Here is a 16,265-nt window from a genome sequence, read left to right on the forward strand (position 1 = left end):
CCGCCGCCCTCGGCGTTCCCCCGCCGGTACGGGCTCCGGAACGTACGGGGCACGGCGCGGCGGTCCGCGCTTCAGGGCCGGGGTCAGGGCCGGGTCCGGAGTCAGGGCGAGAGCACGGCGGCGAGCATCCGCCGCACGACCGGGGCGAGTTCGGCCACATCGGGCACCGCGCGGCCTGCGGCCGGTGCCCCGGCGAGCCGGTCGTACAGCAGACCGTCGGTCCAGGCCACGAGCAGGTCCGCCGCCTCCGCCGGACGGGGGGCGCCGAGCGCCGCCAGCAGACCGGCGGCCCTGGAGCGTGCGGCGAGACCGGCGGCCTCCAGGTCGGCACGCAGTTCCGGACGGCGGGTCGCCTCCAGGCTGAGCTCGAAGCGGGCGAGCTGCCGGTCCCGCCCCACGGTCAGCCAGTGGTGCAGAAGCGCGGCCAACGCCTCCGCGACGGCGTCCCGGTCGAGGTCCGGGCCCGGATCACCGTGCTCCGCTTCCCATCGGTCCACGTCGGCGACCGTCAGTTCGGCCAGGCGGAGATAGCAGGCGCTGATCAGGGCGCTCCGCGTGCGGAAGTAGTACGACGTACTGCCGGCCGGCAGCCCGGCGGCGGTGTCGACCGCGCGATGGGTCAGACCGCGCAGACCGGCGGAGGCCACGGTGCTGATGGCGGCGTCGGAGATCAGGTCTCGGCGTTCGGGGAGGGACACACCACCACTCTACAGATGTAGAGTGACGAACATCGACCTCTACAGATGTAGAGGCGGTGTCCGTGGTGCCCCGGCGGCTTCCGACGGCCCGTCGGCGAGCTCCGGTGGCGCCCAGGTGAGTCCAACGGGCCCATCGGTGAGCTCCGGTGGCACCTCGGCGGGTCCGAGGGACCCATCGGCGGGTTCCGGTGCACACCCGGCGAGTTCCGGGGGCGCACCCGATGAGCGAGACGAGAAAGGCAGTCGCTGTGCGTGTTCGTCATGCTGTTGTGGCCGGAGGCGGTATCGGGGGCCTGACCGCGGCGGTGGCTCTGAGCCGCCGCCGCGGTTGGCGGGTGACCGTGTGCGAACGGGCTCCCGTGCTCACGGGCGTCGGGGCCGGGATCATCCTCGCCCCCAACGCCCTGCGGGCCCTGGACTCGATCGGCCTGGGCCCCGAGGTGTGGGCGGGCGCCGCCCTGGCCGGTCAGGTCGGGGTGCGTACCCCCGACGGCGGCTGGCTGAGCCGGACCGGTGCCGCGTCCTCGCAGCACGGGCTGCCCGCACGCGCCGTGCACCGTGCCTTCCTGGCCGACACCCTCGCCGCCGCCCTGCCGCCCGGCACCCTGCGCCTCGGCGTGTCGGTGACCGGTGTGGACGACTCCGGGGACGCGGTGGTCGTCCGTACGTCGGCGGGCGACCTGCGTGCCGATGCCGTCGTGGCGGCCGACGGCCTGCGCAGCACGCTCCGGGGGCAGCTCTTTCCCCGGCACCCCGGTCTGCGGCACGCGGGTGAGGCCGGATGGCGAGCGGTGCTGCCGGGCGACGGCCCGCCCGCGCGGACAGCGACCGAGACATGGGGCCGGGCGGAGCGGTTCGGCATCGTCCCTCTCGTCGACGGCCGGATCTACGTGTACGCCACCGCCGCCACCGGCCCCGGCCCTCGTCCCGGTACGAAGCAGGCCGACCACCTCGCGGAACTGACCCGGCGCTTCGGCGGGTGGCACGATCCGATACCCGCGCTGCTGGACCGGCTGGGCCGACGGAGCCCCGGACCCGTGGACGTACTCCACCACGACTTCCACGAACTGGCCTCGCCCCTCCCCCGGTTCCACTCCGGCCGGGTGGCCCTGCTCGGGGACGCCGCCCATGCGATGACGCCCAACCTGGGGCAGGGCGGCTGCCAGGCGATCGAGGACGCGGTCGTCGTGGCGCACCTCCTCGCGACCGACGCCGACGCCGACGTACCGGCCGCGCTCGCCGCCTATACGGAGGCCAGACACCGGCGTACCACCCGGATCAGCCGCCACTCCCGACGCCTGGGGGCGCTCGCGCTGCTCTCCCATCCTCTCGCCGTCTCCGTCCGGAACCTCGCCGTACGGGCCACGCCGGGAGGGGTCACATCGAGGGCCCTGGACTCGGTTCTCGGCTGGCAGCCCCCGCCCGGCCCCGCCTCCGTCACGCCCCCTTCCACCGGTATCAAGGAGCAGTAACCATGACCAGCACGTCCACCCCCCGCCCCCTCTCCCCGGCGGCCCCCGTGCGGCCCTTCAAGGTGGGCGCGTACGGGTTCGTCTTCCTCGGGCTCGGCCACCTCGCCCTCTCCGCCGTCACGGCCTCGGCCGCCCGGACGCCGGAGCAGGACGCGGCGGACAGGGCCATGCGGGAGTCGACGTTCGCCCTGTTCGGCCTGGAGCGCACCACCCTTGACGTCACCAACGGCATGAGCGTCGCGATGGCTCTCTTCAACATCGCCTGCGGCCTGCTCCTCCTCACCGCCGTCCGCCGTGCCCCTGCCCTGGTGGAGCAGCGCACGGCCTTCGGATGGATCGCCCTGGCGGCCTCCCTGGCCGCGCTGGCGACAGCGCTGCTCCTGCTGCCCGTTCCGCCGATCGCCGTCCTCACCGTCACCAGCTGCGCCTTCGCCCTGTCGCTGCGCAGGGCCGCCGCCCGTACCGCTCCCACCGCCCGCGCGGCCGCAGGCGCATGACACCGGCGGGGGCGGCAGACCGTGCCGCCCCCGCCGTACCGGGAGCACCCCCTGCCCCATGGCGTCGCCTCCGGTGCTGCCGCGATACTGCGCGGGACCGGCCGTTCCGTCGAAAGGGCCCCCGTGACACACCAGTTATCCGCACCCGCCCGGCTCAGCCTCGGGGGCGTGGCGCTCCTGCTCGTCCTGGCGGGCTCCGCCCTCCCCGCCACGGCGTCGCCCGCAGGCACCGCCTCCGGCACCGCGCGGCTCACCGTCGAGGAGGAGCGCCTCGACCGGGCGGCCCCACGGGAGATCCTGCGGCGCAGCGGATTCGACGCCCTCGCCCCGCGCTTCGCCCGGGCCCTGGAGGGCTCCCGCGGCTACGCGCAGGCGGAACGGGCGGTGACCCGTCACGCCTCGGCGCTGTGGAAGCGTGCCGTGGACCGCGCCCAGGGGCGCGGACCGGCCACGGGCGACCTGAGCCGGGGCGACGACCGCCCGCTGTACTGGGCCCGGCTCGCCCTCAGCCGTGAACTGCGTACGTGGACACCTCGGTTCGGGCTGGACGACCGGCAGCGCGGGGCCCTGCACACCGCCCTGGAGACCTCCTCGCGCGGCCAGGACGACATCCGCCGCCCGGGCCGTCAGGTGAAGCGGGTGCTCGTCACCGGCTTCGACCCGTTCACACTCGACAGGGACGTCCGGATCGGCAACCCCTCGGGGGCGAGCGTGCTCGCGCTGGACGGCACCCTGGTGCGGACCGCCGAGGGACCGGCCCGGATCGAGGCCGTCGTCTTCCCGGTGCGCTGGACGGATTTCGCCGAGGGGGCCGTCGAGCGGGCCCTCGCCCGGCAGCTGCCGCACCTGGACGTGTTCGCCACCATCAGCCAGGGCCGCCAGGGCCGGTTCGACGTGGAGCGCACCAACGGCGCCTGGCGGGGCGGCTTCCCCGACAACGAGAACCTGTCGCGCACGGGGACCGTTCCCGTCACCGACCCCGCGTCGCAGCCGCAGTGGACGTCCACGACCCTCCCGTACCGTGAGCTCACCGAAGCGGACACGGGCCGCTTCCCGGTGTACGACAACACCGAGGTCACCGAGATACCGGCGGGCTCGGACCGGCCGGTGACCAGGCCCGACGGGCCCACCCCCGGCTCGGCCGCGCGGGCCGGTGGCGGCGGGGACTACCTCTCCAACGAGATCGCCTACCGGGCCACTCTGCTGCGCGACCGGCTGGGGCTGGCGAAGCTGCCCGGCGGCCATCTGCACACGCCGGTGCTCCAGTTCGGCGCGGGGAACACGGACCCGGCGACGGGCGGGGTCACCGACCCGGAGTTCGAGCGCAACCGCGCGGACATCGTGCGTCAGATACGGGCGCTGGTGAGGACGGCGGTGGGTGCGGCGCCCTGAGCTCGCTCAGCGACCGGCTTTCGCGGGTCGCCGTCGTGCCGCGTGACCGCTGCTCGTACGTCACCCCGTTTCTGCCTCGGGCAGGGTCCGGCCCGGGGAGGCACGGCGGATACGGGACCCGGATACGCACCGGATACACAGCGGTCAGGCGCAGGCCGGACACAGCCCGCGGTAGGTGATCTCCACCGAGCCGACGGTGAACCCGAACCGCTCGGTCTCGGGCAGATCGCCGAGGGCGTCGCCTGCCGGGTGGACGTCACGGACCGTGCCGCAGCCGGAGCACACCAGGTGCTGGTGGGGGCGGCGCGCGTTCGGGTCGTAGCGCTTGGCCCGGCCCACGGTGGAGACCTCCAGCACCTCGCCGAGCGCGACGAGCTCCCCCAGCGTGTTGTAGACGGTCGCGCGGGAGATCTCGGGCAGCCGCGCGGCGGCCCGCAGATGCACCTCGTCGGCCGTCAGGTGGACATGGTCGCCGTCGAGGACCTCCGCGACGACACGCCGCTGCGAGGTCAGCCGCCAGCCACGGCCCCGCAGCCGTTGAAGGAGGTCGCTCATCCCGTATCACCCGCTCCGCTTCACGGGGGACGCGCGGCCCCGTGAAGGAGTCCGACGACGACGCGCCCCAGCCGATATGATTTTAGTGCAGTTCTTGACTTGGACGAAGTCCATCGTAGGATCGATCCTGGCGACATCCAAGAGACAGGAAGGCTCCGGTACGGCAGCAGAGACACGTGACGGGACACCGTCGGCCGACCGTGCCCGCCGCCCGCCCGCCGGGCGCCGTCCTCGTCGCATCGCCCGGGACCGTCCGGTCCGGTGATCCGCGAGGCGCCCGAACGGCCTGCGGCGAGGTCCCGGCTCTCAGCGTGCCCCTTCTGCACGGCCCGAATCCTCCTCCCCCGTTCAGCGCTCCCACGACCCGCCGGGTCCGGAAGGATTTCCCATGACCGAGAACCACGAGTCTCACGTCTTCGACCCCGTCACCCCGGATTCGCCCGAGACGGCCATCCCCGAGGTGCCCGAGGCGCAGGCGAGCGGCTGCCCCGTGGCCCACGGCCGCGCGCCGCACCCCACCCAGGGCGGGGGCAACCGCCAGTGGTGGCCGGACCGCCTCAACCTGAAGATCCTCGCCAAGAACCCCGCCGTGGCGAACCCGCTGGGTGAGGAGTTCGACTACGCCGCCGCGTTCCAGGCGCTGGACCTGCCCGCCGTGAAACGGGACATCGCCGAGGTGCTCACCACCTCGCAGGACTGGTGGCCCGCCGACTTCGGCAACTACGGGCCGCTGATGATCCGGATGGCCTGGCACAGCGCCGGCACGTACCGCATCAGCGACGGGCGCGGTGGCGCGGGCGCCGGTCAGCAGCGCTTCGCCCCGCTGAACAGCTGGCCGGACAACGGCAACCTGGACAAGGCCCGCCGTCTGCTGTGGCCGGTCAAGAAGAAGTACGGCCAGGCGCTCTCCTGGGCCGACCTGCTGATCCTCACCGGCAACGTGGCCCTGGAGACCATGGGCTTCAAGACCTTCGGCTTCGCCGGTGGCCGCGAGGACGTCTGGGAGTCGGAGGAGGACGTCTACTGGGGCCCGGAGACCACCTGGCTCGACGACGAGCGCTACACCGGCGACCGTGAGCTGGAGAACCCGCTCGGCGCGGTCCAGATGGGCCTGATCTACGTCAACCCGGAGGGCCCCAACGGCAACCCGGACCCGATCGCCGCCGCCCGCGACATCCGTGAGACGTTCCGCCGGATGGCGATGAACGACGAGGAGACCGTCGCCCTCATCGCCGGTGGCCACACCTTCGGCAAGACGCACGGCGCGGGCCCGGCCGAGAGCGTCGGCGCGGACCCCGAGGGCGCCCCGCTGGAGGAGCAGGGCCTCGGCTGGCGCAGCTCGTACAAGTCGGGCAAGGGCGGGGACGCCATCACCAGCGGTCTGGAGGTGACCTGGACCAGCACCCCGACCAAGTGGGGCAACGAGTTCTTCCACAACCTCTTCGCGTACGAGTACGAGCTGACCAAGTCGCCGGCCGGGGCGCACCAGTGGGTCGCCAAGGACGCCGAGGCGACCATCCCGGACGCGCACGACGCGTCGAAGAAGCACAAGCCGCAGATGCTCACCACGGACCTGTCGCTGCGCTTCGACCCGGCGTACGAGCAGATCTCGCGCCGCTTCCACGAGAACCCGGAAGAGTTCGCGGACGCCTTCGCCCGCGCCTGGTACAAGCTGACGCACCGTGACATGGGACCGATCCAGCGCTACTTGGGCCCCGAGGTGCCCTCCGAGGTGCTGCTGTGGCAGGACCCGCTGCCCGCGCGCACCGAGGAGCCGCTGGACGCCGCGGAGGCCGCCGCGCTCAAGGAGCAGATCCTCGCCACGGACCTGACGGTGGCTCAGCTGGTCTCGGCCGCCTGGGCCTCGGCCGCGTCCTTCCGCGGCAGCGACAAGCGCGGCGGCGCCAACGGCGCCCGGGTCCGGCTGGAGCCGCAGCGCGGCTGGGAGGCGAACGACCCGGACGAGCTGGCCCAGGTCCTGCGCGCCCTCGAAGGCATCAAGGAGTCCTTCGACGCCAAGGGCGGCAAGAAGGTCTCGCTGGCCGACCTGATCGTCCTGGCGGGCAACGCGGCCGTCGAGCAGGCGGCCAAGGACGCGGGCGTCGAGGTCGAGGTGCCGTTCACCCCGGGCCGGGTCGACGCCACGCAGGAGCAGACGGACATCGAGTCCTTCGCCGCCCTGGAGCCCGCGTACGACGGCTTCCGGAACTACGTCGGCAAGGGCACCCGCCTCCCCGCCGAGTACCTGCTCCTGGACCGCGCCAACCTGCTGACGCTGAGCGCCCCGGAGACCACCGTCCTGGTCGGCGGCCTGCGCGTGCTGGGCGCCAACACCGGCGGCTCGAAGCACGGCGTCCTCACCGACCGCCCGGGCACGCTGACCAACGACTTCTTCGTGAACCTGCTCGACCTGGGCATCACCTGGAAGTCGACGTCGTCGGCGCAGGACGAGTTCGAGGCCCGCGACGCGAGCGGCCAGGTCAAGTGGACCGGCACCCGCGCCGACCTGGTCTTCGGCTCCAACTCCGAGCTCCGCGCCCTCGCCGAGGTCTACGCCAGCGACGACGCCCGGCAGAAGTTCGTGACGGACTTCGTCGCCGCCTGGGCCAAGGTCATGGACCTGGACCGCTTCGACCTGGTCTGACCGTTCCGGCCGCGGGGGCGGGGGCGCACCTGCCCCCGCCCCCGCGGCACGTCACAGGTCACACACGTCACAACAGACCGGATGAACCGCCATCGCGCCCGGAGCGGGGCGCTGGCTGCTCGTCGTCGAGTCGCTGAAGAATCTTCGTGAAGTCTCCGGCGTCGAGCAGGTCGGCGAAGACCTGGGTCATGTTGTCGATACCGGGTTCCCGGGCCATCAGCCCGTCAGAACACCAGAAGTAGCTGCCGCCGAACTCCTCGCCTGTTCGCGACCACCTCTTCATCAGGCGCTCGGCCTCGGCGACCGTGAACACGGTCGCGCTCCAGCGGGAGCCGTCCGCCACCAGCCGTACTTCCACGTCCACGTTGCAGACGGCATCCAGGTCTTCGCCCTCACCGGGCAGGAAGGACGCCTCGAACCGATCTGTGCGGACGCGGTACCAGGGTTCGTCCCAGCCCTGATCGGTCTCCTTGCCCCCGGTGTCGGTCATCCCGGGAGTATGCCCATCCGGCTCGACGCGCTCAACCGGGTTCTCCGAGACCGGAGGGGGCAGCCGAGCGGTTACTGCCGACGCCCCCGCCGCGCGGCCGGGTCAGAGGTCGCCGTCGAACGTCAGCTTCCTGACCAGTTCTCCGTCCCGGAAGCAGAACCGGAATATCGTCGAGGTGTCTTCGGCGTCGTCGGACGCGAAGTGCCGGCAGGTCGCTCCCTCGGGCAGCGGCGGGCCCGCGTCGCCCAGGTCGGCGGTCAGGAACGAGTCCTCGTCCGGCAGCCTGTCCTGTACGTCGTCCTCAGGGTCTCCCACCTTCACCGATTCGTAGACCTCCGGCGGAATCGTGGCCTTGTCCACCTCCTCCATCAGCGCGCTCACCCCCCAGGCCCCCAGGGCGATCACGCCCACCACGAGGACGACGGCGGTGCCCGCACAGCCCAGGGCCAGCTTTCCCCTGCGGCTCATGATGGCGGCGAAATCCCCCCGGTCCTCCCGCGCACCGGACGGAGCGATGGCCACGTCACCGGCGTACGCCGACGTAGGCCCGGCCGGGTCCGAGAACTCAGGACCGGGCCGGTCGGACACCGCGCCCGGGTGCCCGGCACCGGCCTCGCCCGTACCGGAGCCGGAGCCCGTACCGGAGCCGTAGGGCAGCATGCCCGCGACGCGGAACCCGCCGTCCGCCGTGGGACCGGTGTGCAGCATGCCGCCGACCAGCCGAATGCGTTCCGCCATGCCGGTCAGCCCCTGGCCACCGCTGACCACCGGCGGGCCCGCCGAACTCCCGTGCTTCGGCGGCCCGTTGGTGACCTCCACGATCAAGGTGTCGGGCTCGTACCGCAGGGCGAGGCTGATCGGGGCGCCCGGCGCGTGCTTGTGGGCGTTGGTCAGGCCCTCCTGGGCCACCCGGTAGGCCGCGTGATCGGCCGCCGGGGCCAACGGCCGTACGGAGCCGGACCGGTGGATCTCGACCGTCGCACCCGCGGCCCTGGAGGACGCGACCAGGTCGTCGATGGACGCCAGGACCCGGCCGGGCCGCTGTTCGCCGCCCGCGCCGGACACGGGAACGACGCCGACGGCCGCGGAGGCGGCCGGTCCACCGGCCCGGCCCAAGGCATCCCGACCTTCCCGGCCGTCACGGTCTTCCCGGCCGTCATGGTCTTCCCGGTCGTCACGGAGGATGCCGACCGTCTCGCGCAGCTCCTCCATCGCGGCCACCGAGGCGTCCCGCAGGATGCCCACCCCTTCCCGCTGGCGGTCGGTGAGGTCGGGATCGACCTGGAGAGCGCCCGCGTGCACGGTGATCAGGACGAGCTGGTGGCCGAGGCTGTCGTGCATGTCCTGGGCGATACGGCCCCGCTCCAGCAGGCGCGCCTGCCGGGCCACCATCGCCTGCTCGCGCACGAGCTGCTGATTCGTCCGCCCCAGCGCCTCCAGTAGCGAACGGCGCTGCGCCCGGTACCGGGCCATCAGCCCGGGAACGACCGCCAGTACGAGGAACGCGGCCGTGCTGAAGGCACCTGTGACGAGCGGCAGTTCGGCTTTCGCGCGGATCTCCTCATAGGTGGACAACGCGGCGTAGAGGAGAAGCGCGGAACCGTAGGCGGCGGCCAGGCGTCCGGGGCGCGTGACGCGGCTTCCGGCCGACCAGCTCGCGCAGACCAACAGGAGTGCCGCCGAGGGCAGTTGCGCCGCCATGACGGTGGAGGCGACCAGGACGGTCGCCGGGAAGACACGCCTGGCCGGCGACAGCAGGGCGACGCCCGTCACGATCAGGACGGTACGCACGCCGAACCCGGAACCCAGGGCGTCCAGCATCCCCGGAACACCGGCGAGGACGACGGCCAGCACGCTCTCCCCGGCGATCCTGGGGCGGCTCCACCGGGGCATCCGGGAGAGGCGCTCCCGGACAGGCCGGGCGATGCGGTCGGTCAGCGCTTCGTGCGATATCACGGGCCGACGATAGCCAGCGGCCTTGCGCACCACATCATCCCTGTGCAGGAGGCAGGAGCGACGAAAGTGAACAGGGCCAGGTGTGCCGGTGCCGGTGGGAGCACGCACGGGAGCGCCTTTGGTCGTCCCGGGGCGCGACTTTCCGGGGCTGCTCCGCAGGGGCCCGGGTCACGACGATGGTTCGGCAGCCGAGAGACGGCGGCGCGGAGGATGCGAGCAGAGGGAGACACCCCATGGAGACCACGCACCTGCAGGCGACCGACCGGTTCGTCGTGAGCCGGAAGACGGCCCTGATGACCAACGAGTACGTGGTGACGGCCGCCCGGTCCGACGGCACGGCGGGCGAGGTCGTCGCGTTCGCCCGGCAGACCCCGATGGCCCTCACGGAAGAGGTGACCATCTACACCGACGAGTCCCGGAAGTGGGTCCTGTGCACCTTCGAGGCCGACCAGATCATGGACGTGGGCGCGGTCTACACGGTGCGGGACGAGGACGGGCGGCCCATCGGTTCGTTCCGTGAGAAGACCATGACCTCGCTGCTGCGCTCGACCTGGGTCCTCGATCAGCCGGAACTCGCCGAGCTCACCGGGCGGGAGCGCAACGCGGCGCTGGCCGTGCTGCGCCGGGTCTGGGACTTCCTGCCGGGCACCGACTTCGTACCGTTCGCATGGCCGCGCCACTTCGACTTCGCCGAGGGCGACAAGCGCTGGATGGCGGTCGAGCGGAAGTTCGGGCTGCGCGACCGCTACCTGGTGGACATCGCGAGCGCGGGCCTCGACCGCCGTCTGGCCATCGCCCAGGCCGTGGCGCTGGACGCCCTGCGATGACATCGGAGGCCGGACATCGGATATCGGACGTCCGACGTCCGACGTCCGACGTCCGACGTCCGACGTCGGCGAGAAGAGGAACCCCCGGACCCGCGACCACATCCGCCACAGCCGGTTCAGACCCCGCCGGGACGCAGCCCGGCGTCCCGGGCGAGCAGCGCCGCCTGCACCCGGTTGTCGCAGCCGAGTTTGGCCAGGATGCGACTGACGTACGTCTTCACGGTGGCCTCGCTGGCGTGCAGCCGCCTGCCCGTGTCCGCGTTGGACAGCCCCTCCCCGAGGAGGGCCAGGACATCGCGTTCCCGCGCGGTCAGCTTCTCCAGGCGCCGTCTGGCCTCCTCCGCGCGGGCGGTCGCCTCCGGCGCCGAGATCGTGTCGACCACATGCCGGGTGGCCGTCGGCGAGAGGTAGGCGTTCCCCCCGGCCACCGCCCGTACAGCCTGGATCAGTTCACCGGGCGCGGAGTCCTTGAGCAGGAAGCCCGCACTGCCGTGCCCGAGCGCCCGCAGCACGTTGTCGCGTTCACCGAACGTCGTCAGCATCAGCACCCGTGCACCGGGCACGGACCGGCGCAGCTCCGCGAGGGCCGTCAGGCCGTCCATCACGGGCATCTGGATGTCCAGCAGCGCGACATCGACGGCGGTCTCGCGGACGGTCCGCACCGCCTCCCGGCCGTCGGCGGCCTCCGCGACCACGTCGATGTCGGCGGCCGAGGTGAGGATCGCCCGGATGCCGGCCCGGATGAGCGGCTCGTCATCGGCGATGAGGACCCGGATCACTAGGTCTCCTGCGCGGTAGCGGTAGCGGTGGGGAATTGGCGGGGAAGACGGATGGCACAGCGTGGCTATCATGCCCGGTCCGACCGCGGTGGAGCGGGCGGGGAGCCGGGAGGGCCAACCGAGCTCAACCTCCCGTACCCGGTTGTTCTCACCTGCGACGCACAGGCGTGCCCTCGCCCACAACCTGACCGGCTTGATCAACCGGCTGGTGTACTCGGACACCACCAGGATGCGCACGTGATGCCATAGCAGCGGAAGGAGTCGCCCGTGAGCTCACGGGCGATTTCCCCGCCCCCCTTCTCGTGATGACAAGGAACTGGGAGTTCTCGGTTCCGTTGAGACTGAACGGTACGGAAGCCTGGCTCCCTCACCGGCTCGGTCTGCCGGCGAATCAGCCGACGTCGTTCGCAGTCCTCCCGGAGAAGAGCCGTGTGGTGCTCTGGCGCAGGCGACGGGTGTCCAGCGAGGCAACCGAGGTGGCGGCCTGGATATGAGTTTCGAAGCAGGCACGGTGCGGGCGGAGCACCGCAGCGAGGTCGGGGTGGGACTCAGCGAACTCGGTCAGGTCGGCCAGGTCCCTGGTGGCCGCGTCGAAGAGTCGGCTGAGGTCACCGAGCTGTTTGACGAGTTCGCCAAGTCGACCGGCCGCTGTGGCGCCGACCAGCCCCAGAGCAAGGTCCCGGGGCGAACGCGGCGGATGGCTGACAAGACGGTCCACCGCCAGAATCTGGTGACGGTCCCGCCAAGGGGTGGCGGGCAGCCGGCTCAGGGCGCGGGAGACCGATGGGGCGTCCGCAAGCAACGGCTCCCGCGCCGACGGCCTTCCGAGGTTGCGGACGCCGAAACCGAACGTCGACAGGGCATGGCAGGCATGGCCCACGTCCCACCACATGGCCGAGTCGTCCAGGACGATCTCTTGGGACAGCAGGGAGACGACCCGGTCGTTGACGGCCGATGCGACGGCGCCGGCGCACTGAGGCTGCAGCCGGACCGCGAGCCGCAGCAACAGCACCCCCACATGCGGGTCGACGTGCTTCACCACCTTGGCCCAGCCGACCTCGTTGAGCGCGTCGAGCACCACCAGCGCCCCGGCATTGTCATCAAGGCTGGTCAGGAGGGCGGCGAGGCCGATGGCCGGTTCCAGATCGGCGAGAACAGCAAGCCTCAGCCGCCGTTCCAGCTTCCTGTGGTCGATCTTCGGAACCAGTTCGAGCGCCCAGCGCCGCTCCCACAGGGCCATGGTTCTCAGGATGTCCCGGATAACCCGCGGGCTGGAGACGGTGGTGATGATGAGCTTCTTCAGCTCGTACGTCGTCGTGGTCCAGTCCGCGTGGAGCGCTCTGCCGGGTCCGACGCCTATCCGCGCGAGGTGCAGGGCCGCCGTGTACTGCTCGGACGGGTTCTGCAGCAGCTGCAGTTCCTCGGTGAAGATCCTCATCAGCGTCGCGTCGCCGGTGAGCCCCTGGTAGACGGGCTCCCCCAAGCCCGCCAGGTCCTCGAGGGCCGCGAGCAGCCCGGCCGCCGCCACCGGGTTCTGGTACATCTCGCTGCGCGTCCGCCAGGCCAGACGTGACTCCTGCGTCGAGTGGACGGTGCGCATCGTGAGTCCGCCGTATCTGGTGAGCAGCCTGGTGACGAAGCCCCGGTCGACATGACCGAGGACACGCAGCAGCTGCGCGAACTCCCCACCGGTCCGAACTGAGTTGAGCCGGTCCATCCAGACGTCCGGACGGCCGGTGATCTTGCTTGTCCTCTGGAGGAGGGCCGCCCCGGAGATACCGTCGGTGTGCCGCATCGTGCGGGCTATCTCCCGGCATGCCTCAGCGACCGGGATGGTCTGCGCGTTTGCCAGGCGCTGCGCCAGTTCGCGAACGTCGAATGTCTGCGCGTACCGGCGGGGGGCTTGAGGGTAGAGAGCACGGGCCAGCCGGTGAAACTCCGCCTGCGCGTCCGGGGGATACCAGACGCTCATACCGTCCAGGAGATCGCCGATACCGACCTTTTCACGCAGTTTCTCCAGGAAACCCGTGCCCAGCTCGGGGTCGGCTCCGAGTCGCAGGGCAAGCCGGGGACCCCACACCCGTCGGGATGTGGTGAGGGTCTGCGTGACGATGTCGACCATCAGGTCCAGGCAGTTCACGCGGTACGAGACCTGCGCCTCCCACAAGCCTTTCACCACGTGGTACTTCACGGAGGGACGTGGGTCTGTCTGCAGCCAGTCGGCCACGGTCTCCTCACCGAACGCGTCACCGAGCCGCTGCGCGAAGGTCCTGCCGTGCTGGTGGTAGGGGTCCTCCACCGCAGACGTCACGGACAGCAGCATCCCCGCAGCCCTGGGGTCATTCTTCGCAGCTTGGGCCAGGCTCCTGATGAACGCCTCGTCGGGTTCGAGGTCGGCAGCACTGCGCACCGGTCGCCGGGCGGGAGCGGCCAACAGCAGGCAGGCGCACCAGGCGTGCAGGCTCTGTACCACCCTCAGAAGAGCGACGGTCTCCATCGGCGAGGCACGGCGCAGCAGGGCACGGAGCGCGTCCAGATAGCGGCCCCGGTCCCAACTGGTGTCCACGGCCCGCTTGAAGATCTCGTTGCGGTGCATACCCGAGGTCCGCCGCAGCTCCTGCAACGCGATGATGACGTCGCGGGGACTGCTGTGGTCGAGCGCGGGCTGGAGAAGGTCCTGGTACTCGTCGATCATTTCTGCCCACTCGGTCCGCTCCACCTGACGCCGCAACATCATTCCGGCGAGCATGACGGCGAATCCGTCCTGAGCCTTGACCCGGTACTCGGCCAGCAGTTCGGGTCCCGGCTCCCGGTCGACCGGGTGGTATCCGGCGGCGTCCTCGTAGTGGATCTCGGTGTCCTCCGCCACGCGCCGCCATAGCCGGCGCTGCAGCCGCAGGGCTCGCAGCACCAGGAAGTAATCGGCCACCCGGGTGGGGCTCAGGTCAGTGACGACCTCCGCGACTCGCTTGACGATGACCTCGTTCAGATCCGCGCTCTGGAACCACTCGATCAGGCTGAGTAGGTGGAGGCGTTCCTGAGCGGTTCCCTCACCGCTGCTGACAGCGGCGTTCACTTGAACCTTCAGCCACGAGGCGACGTCGTTGAAATCGAGTCGGCCGGTGGACATCGCGTGCCGGATCCCGCGGATGACGTTCACCAGGTCGTGCAGCCGAAGGGGAGCTGGATCTTCCTTGAGCCGCTGCGTCAGCTGCAGGACGAAGTCGTCGGCCGTCGCCTCGTCGAGAGAGGTGCCGAGCGCCGTCAGACAGCGGGCCAGTTCAACAACCTGCGCCCGTTGGAGCCAGTCGTGGAGCACGCCGTCGGCACGGGTGAGGTCAAGGAGGTCGGCCGCCACCTGGGCTCGGTAGAGCCGGGCGCCGAGCAGCCACAGGAGGACCTCGTGGGGGGCCTCACGCATCAGTGTCCCGACCCGGTGCCGCACCAGTTCGACGACCTTCTCCCGCACCCGTCGCTCGCCCGCCCGGGGCACCAGGTCGGGTTCTTCGGGGTCCTCCTCGATCTGCAGCACTCGTCGCAGTATCCGCTCGCTGTCCTCGACGCTCCCGACCCTCGCCAGCCCCTCCCCGGCCAGGAACTCGACACCGAGGACCTGTAGTTGATCCTCGGTGAGGTCGATGAGGGTCTCCTCGGGGACTGCCGCATGAATCAGGGAGGTCGCAGCGGCCCGGGCCACGGCCTCCTGTTCGCGAAGACCCAGCCCGTCGAAGCAGGCGAGGACGGGGTCATCGCCCCCGCCGGTACGCATCTGCCTGATGAGCACTCCGGGGTCCCGGGTGCCGTCCTCCCGTTCGATCTCGGCCAGCCCGGCCCGGCGGTCGAGAGTGCCGGGGTGAGCCCGGTTCGCCTGCTCGACAAAGGCCCTGAGGCGCGGCTTGCCCACAACGGACGGAACGATGTCGATGCTGTCCGTCTTCCACTCATTGGCGGCGGAGAGGTCGTACTCCAGAACGGCGAGCACGCTCGCCCGGACGGATTCCGACACCATGGGAAGCAGGTCGCCCACCGCGTTGTTGCCGCTTTGGAGCGGCAACAGGCCGTCCAGGATCAGAAGGCGGGGCTTGGTGGGTCCGTCCTGCTCCAGCAGAGCGGTCGCATGGTGGCAGGCTTCGATCAGCGGGTCACGGTCGGGCAGTTCGCCACGGCGGGACCGGAGCGCCTGCACCTGCCAGCCCTGGCCTCGCAGCTCTTCGGCCAGCAGCCGGGTGATGGTGGTCTTCCCACTGCGCACAGCGCCGCCGATCACGGCCAGGCGCCTGCTGTCAGCGGCCCGCTTCCGGGGGACAGCCTGCTTTCCGACCGTGGCCTTCGCCCTGCGGTGCGCGCCGTCCGGCCCGGACTCTTTCGGCTTCTCCCCGTGGAAGAATGTCACAAGCTCGCCGACCTGGCTCATCGGGATGTCACCGGACCGGGGCTCCAGCGGATCGGGCACCCAGCCCAGGCGCGCCAGCTCCTCGACGTGGCGAGCGCGCTTCCAGGTGACCCAGCGCGAGCCCCAGACGGCTGTGGCGGCAGCGTCCAGGGTCGGCTCGGCGGGCACGTCGGCGGGCGATGCTCGCTCGTCTCCTGGGCCTGCCAGGACCCAACCACTCTCAGTGGGGGCGAGGACGGTGGTGATGCCCATCTGTCCGAACGCCTCCACTCTGCCGGACAGCTCCGTCGACCGCATCGGCGCGAAGAGCTGACCCTCCGTCCGGGCGCCGACGGCCAGGATGCCGGGGCGGGGAAGACCCGTGGTCTCCGCGAGGATGTCGAGTGCATAGCCGAGCGCGATCGCGGGGTCATCAGCAAAGTGCGAGGCGGGCCACACGCCGACCGGCAAGGGTGGTCTCCCCGCCGGGCCGACGACTCCGAAGCCGGTGAGGAGCCCCACTGCCGCTTCCCATGCCGCCACGAGGTGCGGGCCGGCCCACGTCTGGGGCCTGACCCACTCC

At 71.4% G+C, this 16,265-nt stretch carries 12 protein-coding genes; 6 read left to right on the top strand and 6 right to left on the bottom strand.

Annotated features, from left to right (window positions below):
* Window positions 1-101 precede the first annotated feature (101 nt).
* On the bottom strand, window positions 102-698 hold the full coding sequence (locus tag B7C62_02530) for a TetR family transcriptional regulator (protein ARF71255.1): 597 nt from the start codon (window positions 696-698) through the stop codon (window positions 102-104).
* 248 nt (window positions 699-946) lie between these two features.
* On the opposite strand from B7C62_02530, the gene B7C62_02535 reads away from it, so the two are divergent.
* The 3 genes from B7C62_02535 to B7C62_02545 all read left to right on the top strand — a co-directional run bounded on the left by B7C62_02535 (window position 947) and on the right by B7C62_02545 (window position 4,059).
* Window positions 947-2,170 carry a monooxygenase gene (locus B7C62_02535; GenBank protein ARF71256.1) on the top strand — a complete coding sequence of 408 codons (1,224 nt, stop codon included), beginning with the start codon at window positions 947-949 and terminating at the stop codon, window positions 2,168-2,170.
* A gap of 2 nt (window positions 2,171-2,172) precedes the next feature.
* A complete protein-coding gene (locus B7C62_02540; protein ID ARF71257.1) occupies window positions 2,173-2,667 on the top strand; it encodes a hypothetical protein in 495 nt (164 codons plus the stop codon).
* A 123-nt stretch (window positions 2,668-2,790) separates the two neighbouring features.
* Window positions 2,791-4,059: a pyroglutamyl peptidase gene (locus B7C62_02545; GenBank protein ARF71258.1), complete on the top strand. Its 1,269-nt coding sequence runs from the start codon at window positions 2,791-2,793 to the stop codon at window positions 4,057-4,059.
* 144 nt (window positions 4,060-4,203) lie between these two features.
* Here B7C62_02545 and B7C62_02550 read toward each other — a convergent pair whose 3' ends face one another.
* Window positions 4,204-4,614 (bottom strand): transcriptional repressor, encoded by a 411-nt coding sequence (locus B7C62_02550; protein ID ARF71259.1) that lies wholly within the window; start codon window positions 4,612-4,614, stop codon window positions 4,204-4,206.
* 388 nt (window positions 4,615-5,002) lie between these two features.
* Here B7C62_02550 and B7C62_02555 point away from each other — a divergent pair, with 388 nt between their 5' ends.
* A complete protein-coding gene (locus B7C62_02555; GenBank protein ID ARF71260.1) occupies window positions 5,003-7,258 on the top strand; it encodes a catalase/peroxidase HPI in 2,256 nt (751 codons plus the stop codon).
* 67 nt (window positions 7,259-7,325) lie between these two features.
* Here the strand turns inward: B7C62_02555 and B7C62_02560 are convergent, their stop codons facing one another.
* Together B7C62_02560 and B7C62_02565 are read right to left on the bottom strand one after the other, a co-directional pair.
* Window positions 7,326-7,748 (bottom strand): hypothetical protein, encoded by a 423-nt coding sequence (locus B7C62_02560; protein ARF71261.1) that lies wholly within the window; start codon window positions 7,746-7,748, stop codon window positions 7,326-7,328.
* A 102-nt stretch (window positions 7,749-7,850) separates the two neighbouring features.
* Window positions 7,851-9,641 carry a hypothetical protein gene (locus tag B7C62_02565; protein ARF76951.1) on the bottom strand — a complete coding sequence of 597 codons (1,791 nt, stop codon included), beginning with the start codon at window positions 9,639-9,641 and terminating at the stop codon, window positions 7,851-7,853.
* Between the two features lie 296 nt (window positions 9,642-9,937).
* Between B7C62_02565 and B7C62_02570 the strand changes: the two genes are divergently transcribed.
* Entirely contained in the window at window positions 9,938-10,531 is a 594-nt protein-coding gene (locus tag B7C62_02570; GenBank protein ID ARF71262.1) for a hypothetical protein, read from the top strand.
* Between the two features lie 116 nt (window positions 10,532-10,647).
* Here B7C62_02570 and B7C62_02575 read toward each other — a convergent pair whose 3' ends face one another.
* Window positions 10,648-11,310 carry a DNA-binding response regulator gene (locus B7C62_02575; protein ARF71263.1) on the bottom strand — a complete coding sequence of 221 codons (663 nt, stop codon included), beginning with the start codon at window positions 11,308-11,310 and terminating at the stop codon, window positions 10,648-10,650.
* A gap of 61 nt (window positions 11,311-11,371) precedes the next feature.
* Here B7C62_02575 and B7C62_02580 point away from each other — a divergent pair, with 61 nt between their 5' ends.
* The gene (locus tag B7C62_02580; GenBank protein ID ARF71264.1) at window positions 11,372-11,551 is read left to right on the top strand and encodes a hypothetical protein; all 180 of its coding nucleotides are present in this window, start codon (window positions 11,372-11,374) and stop codon (window positions 11,549-11,551) included.
* Window positions 11,552-11,701: 150 nt separating this feature from the next.
* Here B7C62_02580 and B7C62_02585 read toward each other — a convergent pair whose 3' ends face one another.
* Window positions 11,702-16,141: a hypothetical protein gene (locus B7C62_02585; protein ARF71265.1), complete on the bottom strand. Its 4,440-nt coding sequence runs from the start codon at window positions 16,139-16,141 to the stop codon at window positions 11,702-11,704.
* Window positions 16,142-16,265: the final 124 nt, after the last annotated feature.

This window comes from Kitasatospora albolonga (assembly GCA_002082585.1).
Classification (GTDB): Bacteria; Actinomycetota; Actinomycetes; order Streptomycetales; family Streptomycetaceae; genus Streptomyces; species Streptomyces stephensoniae.